We start from the raw sequence: 20,425 nt of genomic DNA, 5'->3' as shown, positions 1-20,425 counted from the left end.
TCTTCTCCTTTTTATGGTCTTGTATCCACATCAATAAGACTTTCTGTATGAAAATACATCTTGTAATGATATGGGTCAGAATGTGTTCCTGTTATATCCTCAACAACATACATTGTGTAATCATTGAGATATATGTAATTCTTTCTGTATTCATCTGCACCTGTCTTAACTGTACACACCAGCTCATTTTCACTATCATTACTTATGCTCATATAGCCTTCTGCTTCCATAATGATTTTGTCTGTACGCGCATTGTATACTGTTATTTTTCGTTCGCACTCAAAATAATCTGCCTGCTTGGACATATTGTAATTAACCTTATCCGCTTCACTACAACCTGTCATTGTTAATGATGCACCTAATATTAAAGCTGCTATTATTGTGTTTTTTCTCTTTATCATTCTTCACTCCTTAAGCTGATCTCATCTATCTGTGGTAACTACAAAGTTAAGTAAATGTATATTTACTCTCTCTAACAAGTCCTGAGCTTCTCGGATTGTTAAACCATCTAATGCTTTAACAATCTGAGTAGCTCTTTTGGCACTTTCACCAGTAAATAACTTGCCACCCACTTTAAACTCACCTGTTCTCAAATCTCTCCATTGTTGTAATCCAACTGCATTTTCCATTCCTTGAGATAAGCACTTCTGTTCATTTTCCTTAGTGCCTGTTTCATTTAAAACCTCACCAACAATATTGTCTGCCAGCTTGTCTATTAATTCATCTGTATTCTCTCTCACGCTCTCACCTCCTTGTATGTTACTTGCTAGAATATCTTGCCTAATTCTGTCACAGCTCCTATACTTTAATCACAGGCTATTGCCGTAGCCGAGTATTTTTGAAAGGAGTTTGTTTATGCCAATTACATACACTATCATCAGCAACTTTACTGAAATTGGAACTTGTGAAGGTCTTCCTGTAACCGAACAAGGACGACCTTTTGTTTTAATACATCCTTCATATCTAGGTGTAGTATCTGTTGGTGACACTCTTGTTTCTCCTGATGGACAATACCTAAAAATTTATATGAATGACTATGTTCTTGAAAACAATGAATTGAGAGCAATAAAATTTTTCTATGAATAACTTATTCTTCCCTGTATCAATTCCTTGTTATTGAAATACAGGGAAGTTTCTCTCCTGCTTTCCATCCATTCTTATGATTAAATACTTTTGCCCTTTGATAGCCATCATCATATGGAACTTTTACAATAAATGGCTTTGTGATTTTCTCTCCATCTATTTCAAGTTCTTCTTTATCGTAATTAATTTTTATGCTATTCATTCTTAACCTCTTAAACTAATAATCATTAGCGCAGCTATTGAAAAATATATTGGGAAGTTAGGATGCCTCTCTCTGAATGGTATCCTTATAACTTCATAATGCTTAATGTCAGATACTTTCATTTTCTTTATAGCTGATACCGCCTGTATAAATGTCTTGGCTTTCTCTTCTATGAATGGTTCGTAGCTACGGATAATGTACTTATATGTTTTCTTCGCAATTGCTCTCACCTCCTTGTATATTACTTGCTTGGAATATCTTGATTAATTCCGTTATAACTTCTATACTTTAATCGCAGGCTATTACCTTAGCCTAGTAATTAAGAAAGGAGTTATGTAAAAATGTGGGAGCTTATTAATAAAATATCTGCTATTTGTGGTATTCTTGGATTTTTAATTTCCATTTGCTCTATATTTTTTAATATCTTTATAATTAAAATCCTTAATTCTCAAAAACAGGAATATAATAAAAACAGCACTATACATTACGAAAAGTTACAATCCATCTTAGATTGTATTTATCAAGATGAAATTATCACACCCCAAATTTGTGACTCATTAATCCAAGAATTATTATCTATAAAATTAAACTTTTCATTAATGCTTTCATTTTTTTATCATTACAAAATAAGACATTGTATTAAACAATTACAAAAAAACGAATTGGATGTAAATAATAAAATAATTCGCAATGATTTGAATTACATTGTTGCAAGGCTACAAAAAAGGAGTAACTATGGACACTGAAACTATTATTAAAGTTATACAAAAGTGTATTGATGACACAAAACAAAACAAATTATATTGGAAATTATTATCGTCTAATCCCACTTTAGAGAAGACTAAGCCTCTTAGTTTAAATAACATAACTTCAACAAGGTCATTAACTATCCCTCTTAATTTTTCTAGTGCTTATTATGCTAAATATAAAAATGGCTTTTTCTTTTTAAAACAAAGCACTCAGTCTGCACAGTTATCTTTTCTACAAGAAGGTACTATATTTTTATATGTTCAAAAAAGCTTAGAAGCATATTCTGAATTAATCACCGCTTCTGACAGTAATAATTCAGAGATAAATATTCTCCTTAGGCGCTTATTCATTATAGTAGATGCTCAAATTTCAGACCCTGATAATTTTATTGACGATTTTCTAAATTCTTAGTCTTATGCATCTCATCATAATGTTTTCGGCAAACTCCTGCTCGCCATCCAAAGAATATCGTTGCCTTGTTTCTGCACCCTAAAACAAGGCAACGTTTTCGTATTCTTTTATAAAACTCCCCTCCTGCTTCATCATGTAAGCCAAATTCTTTTCTTAGGATGTTCTTACTTATTTGAACTGCTATACCAATTAAAATAAGTATCATTGATACATATACTATTGCTGTTACCATATAAATACCTCCTTGTTATATTACTTGCTTTGAATATTTACTTGAATTTATTTCAAGTTTAAATTCAAAAAAAAATTAAAATTTTATCTGATTAAGAGTTACACCGAAATGCTCAGCAAGAGCTCTAACTTTGCTTACTGCCACATTAGATATATCTTTTTCCCATGAGCAGTATGTTTGGGGAGAAATACCGATTTTGTTGGCAACTTGCTCCTGTGTTTCATTTTTTCTTGCTCTTAATTCTTTAACGGAGAACTGCATTTCATTTGTATTCAACTTTTCATCACCTCATTTCAACTTGAATTATTTTCAAGCATATGTTACTTGATTTTTATTCAAGTGTCAATACCTTTTTTGAATTTATTTCAAGTTTTTTTATCTTTTTATCAATTCTACTTGAATTTTCTTCAATTATATTATATTATTCAAATATAAATTAAGAAGGGCGGTGACATTAATATGTGCCTTGGTGAAAACATACGTTTTTTAAGAACTAAAAAAGGATATTCTCAAGATGACATAGCCAATATGCTTGGTTATAAATCATTTACTACAATACAAAAATGGGAGTCTGGTGTTTCTGAACCACCACTTAAAGCCTTAAAAAAATTATCTGAAATATTTAATATAGATATGAATGATTTAGCTACAAAAAAACTCTCTTATAATACTAATGAAGATAATAATATATATTATCTTGATGATGATGCAAGAGATATGGCTCAGTTCTTATATGAGAACCCTGACTATAAAGTTCTCTTTGATGCATCACGCAAGGTTAAAAAAGAAGATATTCAGTTTGTAAAGGAGATGATTGACCGAATGTCTAACAAAAATGATTAAAGATAAGAGGGTGAGGAATTGGATACTAATATTTTATATGTAGATATGCCTACCACAATTAAGGCATATACTGTTTGCTGTGATGATGATACCTATACCATAGTCTTAAATGCCAGACACTCAATGGAACAACTAATGTTGGCTTATCATCACGAGATGAAGCATATTGAAAATGGCGATTACGACAAGCCAGACAAAGATGTTCAGGTAGTTGAAATATTTGCACATAGAGAAGAATAGGGGGATATTTATTATGAACACAAAACAAAAATGGTACTTAAGCACTTGGTTTATTGCACTTTTATGTGCATGCTGGTTTCTTATTATTCCGCCTATAATCGGCATTATTCTTCTTATCATAAAAGCTGTAAATGATAAGAAACAAAAAGAACTATTTACACAAACATTCAATCAGAACAATCAACTATCGCAGGAATATTCTGAAATGAAACAAACATGTGATGAGCTAGGTGTTACTGAATATATAGAAACAAAGAAAAAGATTGAACAAATAGAACAGGAATCATCCACAAAGATTGCTTCTGCTGAAAGCGAAGCAAAAGCTAACCTTGATTCTCTCAATGAAGAAATACAGAGTAATAATGTATTAATTGATAAACTGAGAACTGAAATTAATGAATTGCAACAACAGGATGATAAACTAAAAAAATCTCTTGCAACCCAGCAGCGTAAAATATCACGTTCCAAAGAATTGTATAAAAGTTTTGCTTATGCATTTGATAACTTCATAAATTTAGAAATCCCTTATAATAGTTGCATATTAAGCACAAGTGATTTAAAAGATGCCGAAGAAATTGCTCCTTCAGTAATTCTTAAATTACATTGTATGGACATAAAGAGTCTGCGAAAAGCTTATAAAGATAATGAAAAGCTTATAGACAATCTTTTAAAGCAATATTCTGCCAGATATACAACCAAAGCTAATAAAGCTATCTACAACCTAATGGTAATAGCATTAAGAGCTGAATTACAGAATGTATTATATGCACTAAAATATGAAAAGCTAGATACTGCAATCGAACATGTAAAAGATATTTCTGCAAAATACCTTAAGATTGCTGGCGAAGGCAATCAGACTATTGCTGGTACTCTTACAAAGTTCATAGGCGAATTAGAATATCTCTTTATTAATGCTGTTAAAATTGAATATAATTACTATGTTAAACGTGAGCAAGCTAAGCAAGAACAGATGGCTCTTAAAGAACAAATGCGACAGGAAGCTGAAGAACGTAAAGCTCTTGAACGTGAAAAGAAACATATTCAACAGGAAGAAGAAAAGTTCAATACTGAAATTAGTAAGTTGCAAGATACTATGTTAAATACTACTGATGAATCAGAAATTGATAAACTCAAGGCAAGAATCCTTGAACTTCAATCTCAATTAGGTGAAGTAATTATTAAAAAGGATGAAATAACTAACTTACAAAATGGTAAAGCCGGTACTGTTTATATAATAAGTAACTTAGGAGCTTTTGGTGAAGATGTATTTAAAGTAGGTATGACACGTAGGCTTGAACCTCAAGACAGAATTAATGAGCTCGGAAACGCCAGCGTTCCTTTTAAATTTGATGTACATAGCTTCATATTCTCTAAAGATGCTGTAGCTCTTGAAAATAAGATGCACGAAATACTTAATGATAGACGTGTAAATAAAGTTAATATGCGTAAGGAATTTTTCAAGATATCTATAGATGAGCTTGAAAAGATAGTTGATGAAATAGAACCAACGGCAGAATTTAACAAAACAATGGTAGCTGGCGAATATCGTCAATCTCTTTCTTCTGATTCTAACTATACTAACTCATACTCTCTTGATGATGATGAAGACGAATAATTATCAGCTTTAAACCAACATTTTATGTGTTGGAGATGTGGGAATGACTATTGACACTAATATACATTCAAGATACACTACTCTTGAATGTACTCTGGTGTCCTTCGGGTCCAGAGTCTTTTTATACCATCTCGGTGATAATGCCGTTATGATTTAAAAATAAATAAAAGCCCCTGTGCTACCAACACAAGAGCTTTTACCACGATACTTACATAAGCTGTGCTTATGATATAATACCGCCCTAGACAAGCTATATTATATCATTCATAGCACCGCTTTTGCAAGTGGTGTTATTTTTGTACCCATTTTTGAGTTGCACCGGTGCAACTTGCATATATTTTACAGAAAGGATGATTAATATGGCTAAGGATATACTTAATATGAAATCTGCATGTGCTTATATCCGTGTATCTACTGACAAACAGGAAGAACTTTCTCCGGATGCACAAAAACGTCTTCTGATAGACTTTGCTAAAAAGAATAATATGTCACTTCTGGCAAGTAATATCTATCTTGATAATGGTATTTCCGGCAAGAAAGCTGATAAAAGACCAGAATTTATGAAAATGATAGGAATGGCAAAAAGCAAAGAACACCCTTTTGATGTCATTCTTGTATGGAAATTCAGCCGATTTGCGCGTAACCAGGAAGAGTCTATCGTATATAAGTCTTTACTGAAAAAGAACCACGTTGAGGTTGTGAGCATATCAGAGCCTTTGATTGATGGTCCTTTTGGAAGTCTTATTGAAAGAATAATTGAATGGATGGATGAATACTACTCTATCCGTCTCTCCGGAGAAGTTCTACGTGGCATGACAGAAAAAGCATTAAGAGGTGGCTACCAGTCTTCCCTTCCGCTGGGTTATAAGATGAATAAAGACACTGGCATTCCATACATATATGATGATGAGGCTGTTATCGTACGTAAGATTTATCATGATTATATATCCGGCCATAGTTACTTAGAGATTGCCAGAGAGCTTAATTCTCTTGGGTACCGGACTAAACGTGGTTCGACATATGAAGGACGTACTGTGGAATACATATTATCCAATCCATTCTACTACGGTGCTGTAAGATGGAACAGACAGAAACATGATGACCATACTATTAAATCTGTTAGCGACTGGATCATAGCAGAAGGCAAACATGAATCTCTGATTGATAAAGAGACTTGGGATGAAGTCCAGCATCTTATAGCACTGAGAAGCCGTCCTTACAAAGCAAGAGCTGCAGGGCATATGAAACACTGGCTGGGTGGAATTGTCAAATGTTCAGATTGTGGTGCATCGCTAATGGCTGGACTTAATGCTACACGTTACCAGTGTGGCAATTACAGCAAAGGAAAATGTTCACATAGTCACTATATTAAAACTGTCGCACTTGAACAGGCTGTATATGAAGCATTTGAACGTGCTTTAAATGGAAGTGTGGAATTGCATTACGAACTTAAAAAAGGCTCAAATGAGCCTGATACAGATGACAGAAGTGTTATCTTAAGTCAGTTATCTAAACTAGAGGATAAAGAAGCAAGAATTAAACAGGCATACCGGGATGGAATCGACACCTTAGAGGAATACAAAGAGAATAAGCAGCTTCTTAAGGATGAACGTGCTGCACTTGAAAAGCAGTTAGAAGCATTTAATAATACTTCCAGTACAGACTCCAATGCTGCTATGCTTAAGAGCATATCAACTGTATATGACATTATAAAAGATACCTCTAATAATACTCTTACAAGGGCTAATGCTATAAGAAGTGTTGTTGACCATATGGTATATGATAAAGAAAATGATAAATTGGAAGTGTACTTCTTCCTGCAAAAATAAATAGCAAACATTTTACTTACTATATTTTTACCAAGTTGTCAAACCCGCATATATGCTGGCTTTTCAGCAGTATACCTTATTGAAGTATGGTGGACCGGACGGCGAGCTTGGTGCTTCTATGCGTTACATCTCGCAAAGATATTCTATGCCATACAGGGAAGTTGCCGGGCTGCTTACAGATATCGGCACTGAGGAGCTGGGGCATTTTGAAATGATTAGCACAATGGTTCATCAGCTCACAAGAAACCTTACAATGGAACAGATTAAAGGAACTCCTTTTGAAGCCTACTATGTAGACCATACATCAGCCGTGTGGCCTCAGGCGGCAGGTGGTATTCCATTTAATGCGTGCGAATTCCAATCAAAAGGTGATTCTATAACAGATATCGTTGAAGATATGGCGGCAGAACAAAAGGCACGCACAACTTACGATAACCTTATAAGGCTTGCCAAAGATGACCCCGATGTTCTCGACCCACTTAAATTCTTAAGAGAGCGTGAAATCGTCCACTTCCAACGTTTTGGTGAAGCCTTATCTATAATACAGAGCAAGCTTGACTGTAATAATTACTATCTATACAATCCTGAATTTGATAAAAACTGCAACTGTATCAAGAAATAATTATGCCAATATGAAATCATAGTCTATAGCATAAAATTGGACTGTCGCAATAAGAAAATATAACTATATAGATATACCGACTTAACTATCAATCTATATAATATATACATTTCTTAGTGCGGCAGCCCCTTTATTAATATATAAAGCTGTCTGGCAGGTGTACGCTCTCCTGTATCTTCCTTATATTTCCTGTCTATACAAGCTGCGTGTGAACCATACGAATTCTTCCACATCAGATAGCTTCTATATCCAATAATAATTTGTATCAAATAATAATTATATATTCTTAATTAGTATGTCATAACCTCATATCCATCATCAGTAACGTGAACCATTATTTCCCACTGTGCTGAATATGAATCATCTTCTGTGTATATTGTCCAGCCATTGTCATCATCAACATATACATCCGGGTAACCGGCATTAATCATTGGCTCAATAGTGAATACCATACCGGGTGCCATAACCATACCTGTTCCCTTCTTAATAACATAACTGACAAATGGTGTTTCGTGGAATTCAAGACCAATTCCGTGTCCGCCCACTTCACGAACCACTGAATATCCATTTTCCTTGGCGTGCTTGCTTATTGCATCTGCAACATCCCCCAGATGTCCCCAGGGCTTAACCTGTGCAAGTCCAAGCTCCACACATTCCTTTGCAACATCTACAAGCTTCTTATGCTCTGGTGCAACATTTCCTAAACAGAACATTCTTGAAGAATCTGAAAAATAGCCATTAAGAATTGTTGAGCAGTCAACATTTACGATATCACCATCTGCTAATACTATATTAGATGATGGAATACCGTGACATACTTCATTGTTAATAGATGTACACACACTCTTTGGAAATCCTTCATAATTAAGAGGTGCTGGAATTCCACCCATAGCTGTTGTCTTTTCATACACCATCTCATCAATTTCCTGTGTTGTCATACCCACTTTAATGTTCTCAGCTACATAATCAAGTACAGCAATATTAATCTTACTGCTCTCTCTCATACCCTGAAGCTGTTCTTCATTCTTTATAATGCTTCTTGGTGGAACTTTGTGGAATTTCTTTCTGTACATTTCAATTTTCTTATCAAAATCCATATGGCATTCACAATAAGGCTTTTTACTGCCACACCAGCAAGGGTCATTTCTCATTAACTTCTTCATTGTTGTTACTCCTCATTTCTGTGCATATATACACTTTCTAATCTGTAATATTACTATATATACAATACCAATTTATAATACTGTTATACATATGCAATACCACAATATATCTGCATCAGCTATACCTGTAAATTACTAATTACTGCTATATATTTACATCAGCTATACCTGTGCATTACCACTATATATCTACATCAACTATACCTGCAAATTACCAATTACTGCTATATATCCTCATCTTCACATTATTGCTGTAATACCTCAACTATAGCTGGCAGGAACTGCTTTTTACGCGAAACAACACCAGGAAGTATTACATAATTGTTGGTTATCTCATCAAGGTTAAATGCCTGCATAAGCACCTGTTCAGCATTCTTACCTGATAACATAACATAAGATGTCTCTTTCATTACATCTGTCAGAAGAAGATATGCAATATTTATCTCATCTGACTTATCCGTAACACTTGTGATATAAGAAGCTTCTTTCTTAATAAGCCCCTCTATCTCTTCCTGACTCATACAATTTACTTGTCCAACACCTACAGTTATCTCTCCAATTGAGAACTTCTTGTAATCCCTATAGAATATCTCTTCTTCTGATTTGTCGGAAAGATTACTTCCTGCCCTGAACATTTCCCTGCCGTATTCTTCTATATCAATACCAGCTATATCAGCTAATACCTGACAGGCATCAACATCATAGTGTGTGCAGGTTGGTGATTTTAATATAAGCGTATCTGATATTATTGCCGAACATAACAGTGCGGCTGTCGTCTTATCAATATCTATATTATGCTCACAGTACATCTGATATATTATTGTTGCAGTACAGCCAAGCGGCTGATTTCTGAAAAATACAGGTGTTATCGTCTGTATGCAGCCAAGTCTGTGATGATCTATTATCTCTAATATATCAGTATCCTCAATACCAAATACAGCCTGATTTTTTTCATTATGGTCTACAAGAATTATCTTCTTCTTATCGGTCTTAATAATATTTCTTCTTGAAATCATACCGACATATCTGCCTGTATCGTCCTCAATTGGGAAATCCCTGTAACGCTTCTTAGCCATTATATCCTGTATATCTTCAATAAAATCGTTTAGCTTGAACTTAATAAGTGCTTCCTGCTTCATAAAGAAACTTACAGGAATGGCCTGATTAATAAGTCTTGCAACTGTATATGTATCATACGCTGTCGATATTATAACACAATTATGCTGTGCAGCTATCTTGGTTATTGTGCTTGATACCTTTGCACCCTCACATATTATAAGACATCCCGCCTCCATCTCAATAGCACATAATTGTGACTCATATCTATTGCCAAGAATTACAAAATCACCCTCTTCAATCATATTTTCCATCATATCAGGATTGGCGGCAGCAATAATCATCTTCCCCTTATTAAAATGCTTATCTATATCACCAGTTATAACTTCGCCCTTAAGGGTATCCACGATATTACTGAGACTTGTGCCTGAAACAGATAATATATCACTGTCATACATTTCAAAATATGACTTAGCAACATCACTGATTGTAACAAGTCCTTTCAGCTTATCATCTTCAATGATAGGAAGTGTCTCAACACCTCTTTCTTTCATTAATTTCCACGCATTTCTTACTGAAAGATCTTCCGATATTCCACTTATCTTCCTGACATCAATATCTCTTACCTGAGGTCTAACATCTTTAATATATGCAGGAGGTTTTACACCACATTTTTCAAGAACATACTGAGTTTCTTCGTTAAGATGTCCTGCTCTTTTAGGAATATAATCCTCACTTCCAGTAATCAGATTTTTCAGTCTGGAATAGCATATTGCTGAGCACACCGAATCTGTATCCGGGTTCTTATGTCCTATTACATATACCTCTCTCATAACAATCTCCATTCTTACGCAATTTAATACAACATTGCTGTATTGCGAAGGGACAACAGGCAGTCTTAATGCATACCTGCTTGTCATAGTAATCACGAATATATCATTATTTATTCATAACTTATATTATGAACTCTTATTATTAAAAAGTCCAGTATATAGATGATTGAGTTTTATTATTAAAATCCATTATATATGTGGTTAAATTTTGTTAATTAAATCCCATATATAAATAGTATATAAATAATTAAATTTTATAAATAAAAAAAAGCTGGAATTCTACAAGCTTATATCCTTAAGGCATATCCTGCATTAAAGACAGCTATGTAAATTCCAGCTTATCTTATAATCTGTGATTATATTTAACTAATTCCTGAAGATAACTATCTTAGTCTCATCTGTATATCCAATTGTTCTCATATAGCTCCTCATCTCACCGATAGCCTTCTTGAATTCTCCATAAGCTTCACGGCACTTTTCAAATGCCGCAATAGCTGCAGCAGCATCTCCCTTATCCTTAGCCATCCAAGAATCACAAGCATACTTGTGAACAAGTCTGTGTGCAGAATCAAGCTTCTTGAATTCCTGACTTCCTGTAATCTTAGGATCTGTCTGTGCATGCATCCACTTACCAAGCTTACAACTGTCTTGATTGTTAAGCTGTGTTATCTTTAATCTCTCGAAATCTGCGACATTGTTATACACTCTCCACATAACAATAAAGTGGTCAATCTCGAATATTTTTAACATATCCTGAGTTGTTACTTTACCAGCTTCCCTGAACATATCGCTTCGGCAGGTATCTATGTATCTTCCTATCTTGAATATATGGGTACCAGTCTCTGTACATTCCTTAGTCAGCATTCCGTAAGAATCTGCTATTGTCTGTACCTGATTAGTAAATTCTGTTGTTGTCTCTGACTGTCTGTCAATGTCATTGAAAATGCTTTCTACAGAAGCATTGATTGCTACCATCTGTTCATTCATTCGCTCAATATCTCTTAATGATATCTCTACCTTTTCATTACCTTCTGATAACTTGACCGTTGTCTCATTCATTGAATTAGCAAGCACTTCAATATCCTGCTTAAGTTCATTGACATATTTAACAATATCTTCTGCCGACTCAGATGTATTGCTTGAAAGTTGTCTTACCTGATCAGCAACTACTGCAAAGCCCTTTCCTGCTTCACCTGCTCTTGCAGCCTCAATTGAAGCATTAAGTGCAAGAAGATTACTCTGGCTTGCTACCTTCTTAACGATATCAACAATCTCGCCGATCTTATTAATCTTCTCGTGGAATGCATTAACCTGGTTATTAATATCTGCTATCTTCTGTGATGATTCATTAACGACTGTTATACTGTCGTTCATATTAGCAGCACTACTCTGTGACACCTGTAACATATCGTGGGTATTATCACGAATCTCACCCATTGCGTCTGAAATATTACCAATTGACTCCTTAAGTATCTGGCTTGAAGAATTCATATCTGTTATAGACTGCTGTTGTGTATACACCTGATCAAGCATATTCTTAACATATGAATTATCTCCTATAGACTGCATTGCCTCATTAAGTCTCATAATATAATTATTATTAGCTTTCTTATATGCACCAATCATCTGGTTAAGCTTTTCTGCATATATAGGATCTCTAAAACCTTCAGCAGAGACCTCACTGAAATCGCCGGCTATTATCTTATCCATAGCCTGCAATAATAATTCTCTGTCATTGCCTAATGTGTCTTGTGCTGTTCTATTTTTTCCAAACATAACAAAACGACCTCCATTCATTGCTACTTTTTATAGTTTATTTTAACATATTTAATATATTTAGCCAACTAAATAATTAGCTTTTTTAACATTTTTCACAGATTTAATCACATATATTAATTCATCTGAATAATATAATTATTGAACAGATAAAAATGTGTTTTATACATTTAGAATGGAGGATTTTATTGAAGACAATCAAACGTGTCATTGCTATGCTGTTATGTGTAATGATGATAATGAGTGCATTTGCGTGCAGAAAAGATACCGATAATTCTACAGTTAAGATTACACTCAGCGAGGTTGCCCATTCTATATTCTACGCACCACAATATGTATCTATTGAGCTTGGATATTTTGAAGATGAGAGCATTGACCTTAATCTTGTCACAGGCTTTGGTGCTGATAAGGTAATGACCGCTCTTGTATCAAAAGAAGCTGATATCGGTTTTATGGGTTCAGAAAGTTCTATATATGTATATCAGGAAGGTTCTACTGACTACGCTGTCAACTTCGCCCAGCTTACCCAACGTGCAGGCAATTTTCTTGTATCCCGCGATAATGAAACTGATTTTAAATGGGATAATCTTAAAGGCAGGACAGTTCTTGGTGGCAGAGCCGGCGGTATGCCTCAGATGCTTTTCGAATATATCCTTAAGAAAAATGGAATATCTCCTGTAGATGACCTTACAATACTTCAAAATGTTGACTTTGGTTCTACAGCAGCCGCTTTCACATCAGGAATAGCTGATTACACTGTAGAATTTGAGCCTTCTGCAACGCTCCTTGAACAGCAGAAGGAAGGCTATGTAGTAGCTTCTCTTGGTACTGACAGCGGATATGTTCCTTATACTGCCTACTGTGCTAACAAAAGCTTTATTGAAAAACACCCTGATGTAATCCAAGGCTTTACTAACGCTATCCAGAAAGGCCTTGACTACGTCAATTCCCACACCAGCAGTGAAATCGCAGAAGTTATCGCTCCACAGTTTCCTGAAACCGACCTTGATACTATAACAACCATTGTTGACCGTTACAAGACGCAGGATACATGGAATGGCGACACTATCTTTGAAAAGAAAAGCTTTGAGCTTCTTAAAGACATATTAAAGCAGTCTGGCGAGCTTGGCAGTGATGTGCCTTATGAAAAGCTTGTAACAACTGACTATTCTAAAAAGGCGGCTGGAAAATAAATCTGCCTTTTAAAATTAAAAATGTATGGATTATAATCCAGCCACAGCGGCATAATCCATACATTTTATACATTATATATCTTTTGCATATTATATATCTTTGCATATTATATACATTTTATATATTCAATCCGATACAACCAAGAGCTCCACCAATCTTTATAAATCTTGCAGCTACCCCTTAAGAAGCTTTCTAAATCTTCTGCTATGACCTTCAATATATTCTATTACTGTGCCTACAATCCTGCACATCAGTACAAACAGTCCAACTGCAACAACTGCATACACAATAATCATATTAAGCATTACCATATTGATAGCTGCGATTGCAAATATCTTCTTAAAGAATAATAGACATATTGCAATTCCAACCCCCATCGCAATACATACCAATGCCCTCAGCCAGTCAAATGGCCTGCATATTCTTATAAGTGACATCATTCCGATTATAAGAAGTACTATTATTGCAACTGTTGATATCTGCTCATTGCTCATTCCAATAACTGCACCATGTATCGATATCACCGCCAGCATAATAAAATCAGTTATTCCTGCGGGCAGTGCCTTTATAATGACATTCGTAAGGAAATCCCCACGTATTATATTCTTATTAGGCTGTAATGCCAGAAAGAATGCCGGTGTTCCAATTGTAAATGCTCCAAGCAGTGACAATTGAGTTGGATAAAGCGGATAAAGGTTAGCCGCTATAAGTGTAAATATTGTCGTTAATATCGAGAATATATTTTTAACAAGAAATAGAGAAGCTGACCTCTGTATATTATTAACCACACGCCTGCCCTCAAGCACAACCTGAGGCATTTTGGAAAAATCTGAGTCTAAAAGAACTACCTGTGCCGCATTGCTTGCTGCCTCGCTTCCCGATGCCATAGCCACACTACAGTCAGCACATTTTAACGCTAGCACATCATTAACTCCATCTCCTGTCATAGCTACAACCTTGCCGCTTTCTTTATAGGCTTCTATAATCTCCTTCTTCTGGCTTGGAACAACTCTTCCGAATACAGTATACTTAGTTATCGCTTCCCTTATATCCTGTCTGCTCTTAAGTGTCGTTGCATCTATATAATTCTCTGCATTGTTAATTCCTGCCCTCACAGCCACCTTTGAAGCTGTGACCGGATTATCTCCGGATATAACAACTATATCCACACCTTGCGAAGCAAAGTATCCAAATGTTTCTTTGGCTGTATCCCTTATCTCATTCTCCAATATTATAAAAGCATAAGGATTAACTGCTTCTTCTATAATATTACCGCAAGGGTCACCCACACACTCGCCAAATACAAGTATTCTTTCTCCGTGTCCTGAATATCTTTCAAATATATCCTCATATTCTGCATATGTATCAAGCAGTACATATTCAGGTGCACCGAATATATAACATCTGCCATCTAATACTGCTCCGCTGTATTTGTTCTGTGAAGAAAATGAGTATACTCTCTCTGCACTATTATCCCTGTCCGTAATATGGTAATAATCCTTTATCGCTTTCATCGTTTCATTATCATCATCCATATTGCCGGCAACTCCTGCAATAAGCTTTCCTACATTGTCCTTTAAAAATACAACATCACTTACAGACATATCCGGTCTTGTAATTGTACCTGTCTTATCAACGCACAACACATTAACCCTTGCAAGTGTCTCCACACAATTCATCTCATGTACTAATACATTGCTCCTGGCTAGCTTCTTGACACTGACTACTAAAGCCACGCTGGCAAGCAGATACAGACCTTCCGGAATCATTCCTACCAGTGAGGCAACCATAGATACAACACTATTCTTTATAGTATGCCCAAGAAAGAAATGGCTCTGCACATACATAATAATTCCAAGTGGAACTATTACAACTCCAATTATTTTGACAAGATTATCCAAAGATTTCATCATATCGGTCTTTTTTTTCTTACGCCCTGCCTTGGCTTCCAATGCCAGTCTTGCCGCATACGCCTTATGGCCTACTTGCGTAAGAACTGCCTTACATTCTCCTGATACAATATAACTTCCTGATAATAATATGTCTCCTTTATTTTTAATAACTTCGTCAGATTCACCTGTTACCATCGCCTCATTAACTCTGACACAGCCCTCTGCAAGTATGGCATCGGCACTGAGCTGGTTGCCTGCTGTGAATATACATACATCGCCTTTAACAAGTGTAACTGAATCGACCTCTGATACAGCACTGTCCCTTATAACCTTAGTTCTAGGGGCATTAACAACAGTAAGCCTGTCTAATACTATCTTGGCTTTTATTTCCTGTACTATACCAAGTATAGTATTAAGCAATATAATAGGCAAAAAGGTCATATTAATATATGACCTTACAAGAATTAAAAGTGCTGCAAATACCGCAAATACAAAGTTAAAATATGTAAATACATTTCCTGCGATTATCTGTCCTATTGTCTTAGACTGATTGCCTACAGGAATATTATCTAAACCCTGCTCTTTTAATTTATTTACCTCTTCTGTTGTTAAACCAGTTACTATATCAGTCATTAGCGTAATTCATCTCCCTGACAACAACCTTGAACACATATGCTATTGCCGCAATATCTATAACCATCTTAATAACAAAGCAGACTATTATTGATACTGGCGAACTGTAATCAAATATCTGGAATGATATATAACTTGCAAACTGTATTATTGCAACATAACAGCCTGTCATATAAGAAGCCACACCCTTAACATATGCCTGTATAGCAGCACTGAGTGCTATAGAAAGAATAACATCAAGTGTGAAGGCTATTCCCATTAATAACCACAAATATGATGGTGCATTAACAAGATTACCAAGTGTCTGGTAAAATGTTTCTGTATCATTCTGTGTAAGTCCTGCCATCATTGCATCAATCCCCTCATTGTTAATAGCTGTGGCTATTGACATTGTAGATATGACTGTAAGTCCATATAGAACTCCATCACCTAAAGCAAGACCTATACCTGATAAATATATATCGCCTTTTCTTTCAAATCTCCCATTCATAAACCTGCACAATACATATCTTGCAAATGTCATTGCAACAGCCGCAAGAATTGAATATACAACTGTATATGCTGTACTGTTATTAGTAAATGCTTCATCTATTGATGGGATAAGTGCAAGTGCTGACATAATCAGGTTACAGCATATAAATACAAATATTGAGTATGCAAATGCACCAGCCAGCACATTAACAAAACGTCCATTCCACCTTTTAATGACAACTATAGTAAGCACTATAAATGCCGATAATAAAAGAATTCCGCCTGCTGACAGCATATTCTCTGCTCCTGCAGGTATTCCATTTTCTAAACTGATACCATATTCTTCCACAATAATTCCTCCGTAATATTTATCTGTTATTAATTCTAACATACAATGCACTTCTTATACAATTAACTATATATAAAAAAAATTATAATAATCATCTCCACTATATACAAAAGAGCAGCCACCCAGAAGCGACTGCTCTTTAATAATCTTAATTGTATAACAATATATCTTTTCAAAAATCTATATATAAATCAGGAAAAGGCACACTGCAAACCATTCGGATTATAATTTTGTTACGTTGACAGCCTGAGGACCCTTAGCACCTTCTGTTACATCAAACTCAACAGCAGCACCTTCCTCTAAAGACTTGAAACCTTCCATATTAAGTCCTGAATAATGAACAAAAACATCCTTTCCAGACTCATCACTTATAAAGCCGTAACCCTTCTGGTTATTGAACCACTTTACTGTACCTTTCATTTCAAGTACCTCCAAATTTAATATGTGGTGATTACACCTTTTTCATATTAACATTTTCAATTGTTAGTGTCAATTTATTTATTATAATTCTAATTAATTTGGCACAATATATGTGGTTCTTCCAAGCTCTATCTTATCATTGCCTCTCTGGGCTATTGCTATTTCATCTCCTGATTTGATACTGCGTTTAGGTACTCTTATCATTGTACTACTTATAAGCTCTGCATTTTCCTGCTCTTTATTATTAATGTATACAGTGCTGAAATCATTGAAATTCTTACCGCTTATACATACATAATCCTTATAATCATACACTTCATCTATTGTAATATCGTCAATTCCCATTTTTAAATCTGTGGCTACATAAGGAACTTTTCCGTCATATATCTGTTTATCACCATACAATATATCGTATTCAAGTACCTTTAACTTCTTAAGGTAATCAGCATCATTATGCTTTGCCTGATGGAACTTCATAATATAACCTTCTGATATTCCAAGCCTGTCAAACACTGCAGCTGATAGCTGATATGCCTGAAGATCAATATCTTTCTTCTCTAAACCATAATTAGACCATATAAAATACTCTGTCTGGTATATATCACCATTCTCCATAGTATCATTAGTGAAATTAAATGTTGGAAGATGATCGCCATACATAACAAGTACGGTTTCTTCATTTCTTCTGGATAACATATTAGTAAGTTCACCTATAAATGTATCCATCTCGTGAATCTGGTTAACATAATACTCGAACTGTACCTGTTCCTCTTCATCAAAAAATCCTGAAACTGTTATTCCTGGAATAAAGCCCTCTGGCATTGTCGTTGGATAATCTCCATGTCCCTGAACTGATATAGTAAATATATAATCTGCTCCTTCTGTTGAGTCAAGAGCCTTCTTTATCTGTGCTGTAAGCATTTTATCCTTAGCCCAGCCAAGTGGCGTCTTCTGATAATCACTATCCATATATTCAATAGATGTAAAAGTATCATATCCAAGATGTGAGAATACCTTATATCTGTCATAAAATGTTGCATCATTATTATGGATTGCGTGTGTTGAATAGCCAAGCTTTCTTAAATCATAAGCGGCTGACTCACACGTCTTTGACTGCATAACTGTCCTGTAAGGATATTCACCTGGTCCAAAATCATCAAGGTTAACGCCTGTCTGAACCTCAAATTCAGTATTAGCCGTACCTGCACCAAAGCAAGGCACTGACAGATATCCTGACGAATATTCTTTCATTATCCTGTCAAGATTAGGTGTTGGATTACTTGAAAATGTAACACCCTTTACAAGCTTAGGGTCAAAAAATGATTCAAGCTGTACAAATATTATATTAGGTGAAGTCTCTGATGCGTCAGGTACATTTTCATCAAGCTCATCTTTTATTCCATCAATATATTCTTCTGAATATTCCTTGGACTTGCTTATTCCACGGTCTTTAATACTGCTTGTAAAGCAATACACAAATCCATACTGCTTATATGCCTGTGCAAGATTGCCAAAATGTGTCTGTACATATCCATTAATTATAAGGCTTGCCGCAACCGCATATGTAAGCAGGAATATCACTGCAAACTTAAAGCCTGAATGTAATAACTGCTTATATAATGGCAGTTCCTGTGTATACACCTTTGTTCTTTTAAACAACATTACAAGCCCTGATATAACTGCGATTATCCCGACTACTATAAGTATCATCTGGAATACATTAATATACAGCGGTATGACCTTTATGGCATCACTTATAAGATATATATCCATCGCTGTAAATGGTGTCTTTCGTGAATACAACACTACAAAGTTAATAAATGCTAATATAATCCACAATACAGCCATAAGCACATATACAAATATTCTTCTCTTAAAGAACAACCCTATTGATAATGTAGTCATTATTATCAAGGTGTTCATAAGAAAGATAACAGGACTTGTGAATATCTTCAAAAGTCCTGTTAATCCTCTGTTATTAAGACATTCAATCACTGCATTTAGTGCAATTGAATACATGAATATATGAAATGTCTCATATGACCATAGCTTTTGAAACACTGTCTTAATTCTATTCATTTGCTTTAATCTGTCCTAACAATCCCCTTGCCTTCTCCTTAAGACCTGCCTGTGCAGACCTGGATGTTACTATTGATGAGGCAAACTGCTTTGCTGTACCATAATCTTTGCATTTTATGCCAAGGCTGGCGAGCAGATAATTAATTGTATTCTCATCCATACCACATATAGGAGGGTATTGTGTCTGAACTGCCTCCTTAAATCCTTTATAGGCATCCTGAATATACTCCTGCTGGGATTTCAGGTGTTGGTTAATTATTTCTTCACTGGCATTCTGGCTTCTAAGTTCTTCAATCCTGCCATCATAAAGCCACGCTAATCTTAAACAAAGATATGCACTTTCACTTATCTTAGTACCTGTTATCATCTCCGTAAGAAGTGCCATTTTACAACGTCTTATCGCTACATCATAAGAATAGCTGTCCTCTTCCTTCCATGTAACCTTGAATTTACCTTCAATATTATCTCTGATAAGCTGCCTCTGTTTAGGTGTCAGCTTTCCATAAGTTCTCGGAACTGCCGCATAACCACAATGAGGACACATAATAATATCATACTTCGTACTATCTATTCCTGTATACAATGGCTTAAGTATGTCGTTAGTTCCTGTATATCTGGCTTTGCCAGTTCTTACCTGCTTAGTAGTAAACTCTTTGTTACATACATTACATTTCATCGTCTTATCAAATATATAAGACTTTTCATCTTTGATTTCCATATCATTACCCATAC

The 20,425-nt window shown here is 35.1% G+C and carries 22 protein-coding genes; 8 read left to right on the top strand and 14 right to left on the bottom strand.

Features of this window, described 5'->3' with window-relative positions:
- Nucleotides 1-11 precede the first annotated feature (11 nt).
- Nucleotides 12-401 carry a beta-sandwich lipoprotein gene (locus WMO14_RS06445; RefSeq protein WP_349153501.1) on the bottom strand — a complete coding sequence of 130 codons (390 nt, stop codon included), beginning with the start codon at nucleotides 399-401 and terminating at the stop codon, nucleotides 12-14.
- A gap of 21 nt (nucleotides 402-422) precedes the next feature.
- Complete coding sequence (locus tag WMO14_RS06440) at nucleotides 423-740, bottom strand: hypothetical protein (RefSeq protein WP_349153500.1); 318 nt, start codon at nucleotides 738-740, stop codon at nucleotides 423-425.
- Between the two features lie 115 nt (nucleotides 741-855).
- Between WMO14_RS06440 and WMO14_RS06435 the strand changes: the two genes are divergently transcribed.
- Nucleotides 856-1,086 carry a hypothetical protein gene (locus WMO14_RS06435; RefSeq protein WP_349153499.1) on the top strand — a complete coding sequence of 77 codons (231 nt, stop codon included), beginning with the start codon at nucleotides 856-858 and terminating at the stop codon, nucleotides 1,084-1,086.
- A 16-nt stretch (nucleotides 1,087-1,102) separates the two neighbouring features.
- Here WMO14_RS06435 and WMO14_RS06430 read toward each other — a convergent pair whose 3' ends face one another.
- Together WMO14_RS06430 and WMO14_RS06425 are read right to left on the bottom strand one after the other, a co-directional pair.
- Nucleotides 1,103-1,285: a hypothetical protein gene (locus WMO14_RS06430; protein ID WP_349153498.1), complete on the bottom strand. Its 183-nt coding sequence runs from the start codon at nucleotides 1,283-1,285 to the stop codon at nucleotides 1,103-1,105.
- Between the two features lie 2 nt (nucleotides 1,286-1,287).
- Complete coding sequence (locus WMO14_RS06425) at nucleotides 1,288-1,515, bottom strand: hypothetical protein (protein WP_349153497.1); 228 nt, start codon at nucleotides 1,513-1,515, stop codon at nucleotides 1,288-1,290.
- Nucleotides 1,516-2,020: 505 nt separating this feature from the next.
- Here WMO14_RS06425 and WMO14_RS06420 point away from each other — a divergent pair.
- Nucleotides 2,021-2,446, top strand: coding sequence for a hypothetical protein (locus WMO14_RS06420; RefSeq protein ID WP_349153496.1), 426 nt, complete (start codon nucleotides 2,021-2,023; stop codon nucleotides 2,444-2,446).
- Here WMO14_RS06420 and WMO14_RS06415 read toward each other — a convergent pair.
- Together WMO14_RS06415 and WMO14_RS06410 are read right to left on the bottom strand one after the other, a co-directional pair.
- Nucleotides 2,421-2,678, bottom strand: a complete 258-nt coding sequence (locus tag WMO14_RS06415; protein WP_349153495.1) for a hypothetical protein — start codon at nucleotides 2,676-2,678, stop codon at nucleotides 2,421-2,423. The two genes, WMO14_RS06420 and WMO14_RS06415, sit on opposite strands and share 26 nt — an antisense overlap.
- Nucleotides 2,679-2,753: 75 nt before the next feature.
- Complete coding sequence (locus WMO14_RS06410; protein ID WP_349153494.1) at nucleotides 2,754-2,954, bottom strand: helix-turn-helix domain-containing protein; 201 nt, start codon at nucleotides 2,952-2,954, stop codon at nucleotides 2,754-2,756.
- A gap of 183 nt (nucleotides 2,955-3,137) precedes the next feature.
- On the opposite strand from WMO14_RS06410, the gene WMO14_RS06405 reads away from it, so the two are divergent.
- From WMO14_RS06405 to WMO14_RS06385, 5 genes are all read left to right on the top strand, one after another.
- Nucleotides 3,138-3,521, top strand: a complete 384-nt coding sequence (locus tag WMO14_RS06405) for a helix-turn-helix domain-containing protein (RefSeq protein WP_349153493.1) — start codon at nucleotides 3,138-3,140, stop codon at nucleotides 3,519-3,521.
- A gap of 18 nt (nucleotides 3,522-3,539) precedes the next feature.
- The gene (locus WMO14_RS06400) at nucleotides 3,540-3,761 is read left to right on the top strand and encodes a hypothetical protein (protein WP_349153492.1); all 222 of its coding nucleotides are present in this window, start codon (nucleotides 3,540-3,542) and stop codon (nucleotides 3,759-3,761) included.
- Nucleotides 3,762-3,774: 13 nt separating this feature from the next.
- The gene (locus WMO14_RS06395) at nucleotides 3,775-5,376 is read left to right on the top strand and encodes a GIY-YIG nuclease family protein (protein ID WP_349153491.1); all 1,602 of its coding nucleotides are present in this window, start codon (nucleotides 3,775-3,777) and stop codon (nucleotides 5,374-5,376) included.
- Between the two features lie 359 nt (nucleotides 5,377-5,735).
- Entirely contained in the window at nucleotides 5,736-7,205 is a 1,470-nt protein-coding gene (locus tag WMO14_RS06390; protein WP_349153490.1) for a recombinase family protein, read from the top strand.
- A gap of 52 nt (nucleotides 7,206-7,257) precedes the next feature.
- Nucleotides 7,258-7,827, top strand: a complete 570-nt coding sequence (locus WMO14_RS06385) for a manganese catalase family protein (RefSeq protein ID WP_349153489.1) — start codon at nucleotides 7,258-7,260, stop codon at nucleotides 7,825-7,827.
- Between the two features lie 290 nt (nucleotides 7,828-8,117).
- Here the strand turns inward: WMO14_RS06385 and WMO14_RS06380 are convergent, their stop codons facing one another.
- From WMO14_RS06380 to WMO14_RS06370, 3 genes are all read right to left on the bottom strand, one after another.
- Entirely contained in the window at nucleotides 8,118-8,990 is an 873-nt protein-coding gene (locus tag WMO14_RS06380) for a methionyl aminopeptidase (protein WP_022501481.1), read from the bottom strand.
- Between the two features lie 245 nt (nucleotides 8,991-9,235).
- Entirely contained in the window at nucleotides 9,236-10,879 is a 1,644-nt protein-coding gene (locus tag WMO14_RS06375; protein ID WP_022501482.1) for a putative manganese-dependent inorganic diphosphatase, read from the bottom strand.
- Nucleotides 10,880-11,245: 366 nt separating this feature from the next.
- Nucleotides 11,246-12,655, bottom strand: a complete 1,410-nt coding sequence (locus WMO14_RS06370; RefSeq protein ID WP_022501483.1) for a methyl-accepting chemotaxis protein — start codon at nucleotides 12,653-12,655, stop codon at nucleotides 11,246-11,248.
- 233 nt (nucleotides 12,656-12,888) lie between these two features.
- Here WMO14_RS06370 and WMO14_RS06365 point away from each other — a divergent pair, with 233 nt between their 5' ends.
- On the top strand, nucleotides 12,889-13,848 hold the full coding sequence (locus WMO14_RS06365; protein ID WP_439655295.1) for an ABC transporter substrate-binding protein: 960 nt from the start codon (nucleotides 12,889-12,891) through the stop codon (nucleotides 13,846-13,848).
- A 174-nt stretch (nucleotides 13,849-14,022) separates the two neighbouring features.
- Here the strand turns inward: WMO14_RS06365 and WMO14_RS06360 are convergent, their stop codons facing one another.
- From WMO14_RS06360 to WMO14_RS06340, 5 genes are all read right to left on the bottom strand, one after another.
- Nucleotides 14,023-16,374: an HAD-IC family P-type ATPase gene (locus tag WMO14_RS06360; protein ID WP_349153488.1), complete on the bottom strand. Its 2,352-nt coding sequence runs from the start codon at nucleotides 16,372-16,374 to the stop codon at nucleotides 14,023-14,025.
- Nucleotides 16,367-17,236 (bottom strand): YhfC family glutamic-type intramembrane protease, encoded by an 870-nt coding sequence (locus tag WMO14_RS06355; protein WP_022501486.1) that lies wholly within the window; start codon nucleotides 17,234-17,236, stop codon nucleotides 16,367-16,369. The genes WMO14_RS06360 and WMO14_RS06355 overlap by 8 nt, the downstream gene beginning before the upstream one ends.
- Before the next feature lie 180 nt (nucleotides 17,237-17,416).
- A complete protein-coding gene (locus tag WMO14_RS06350; protein WP_022501487.1) occupies nucleotides 17,417-17,614 on the bottom strand; it encodes a cold-shock protein in 198 nt (65 codons plus the stop codon).
- A gap of 93 nt (nucleotides 17,615-17,707) precedes the next feature.
- Nucleotides 17,708-19,693: an LTA synthase family protein gene (locus WMO14_RS06345; RefSeq protein WP_022501488.1), complete on the bottom strand. Its 1,986-nt coding sequence runs from the start codon at nucleotides 19,691-19,693 to the stop codon at nucleotides 17,708-17,710.
- Nucleotides 19,686-20,411 (bottom strand): DUF2225 domain-containing protein, encoded by a 726-nt coding sequence (locus WMO14_RS06340; RefSeq protein ID WP_172677792.1) that lies wholly within the window; start codon nucleotides 20,409-20,411, stop codon nucleotides 19,686-19,688. Before WMO14_RS06340 ends, WMO14_RS06345 begins: the two co-directional genes overlap by 8 nt.
- Nucleotides 20,412-20,425: the final 14 nt, after the last annotated feature.

Origin of the sequence: Lachnospira rogosae (ex Hitch et al. 2025), assembly GCF_040096455.1 — a bacterium.
Taxonomy (GTDB): domain Bacteria; phylum Bacillota; class Clostridia; order Lachnospirales; family Lachnospiraceae; genus Lachnospira; species Lachnospira rogosae.
The sequence above is the reverse complement of the archived record's forward strand: the minus strand, read 5'-3'. Positions and strand labels throughout refer to the sequence as shown.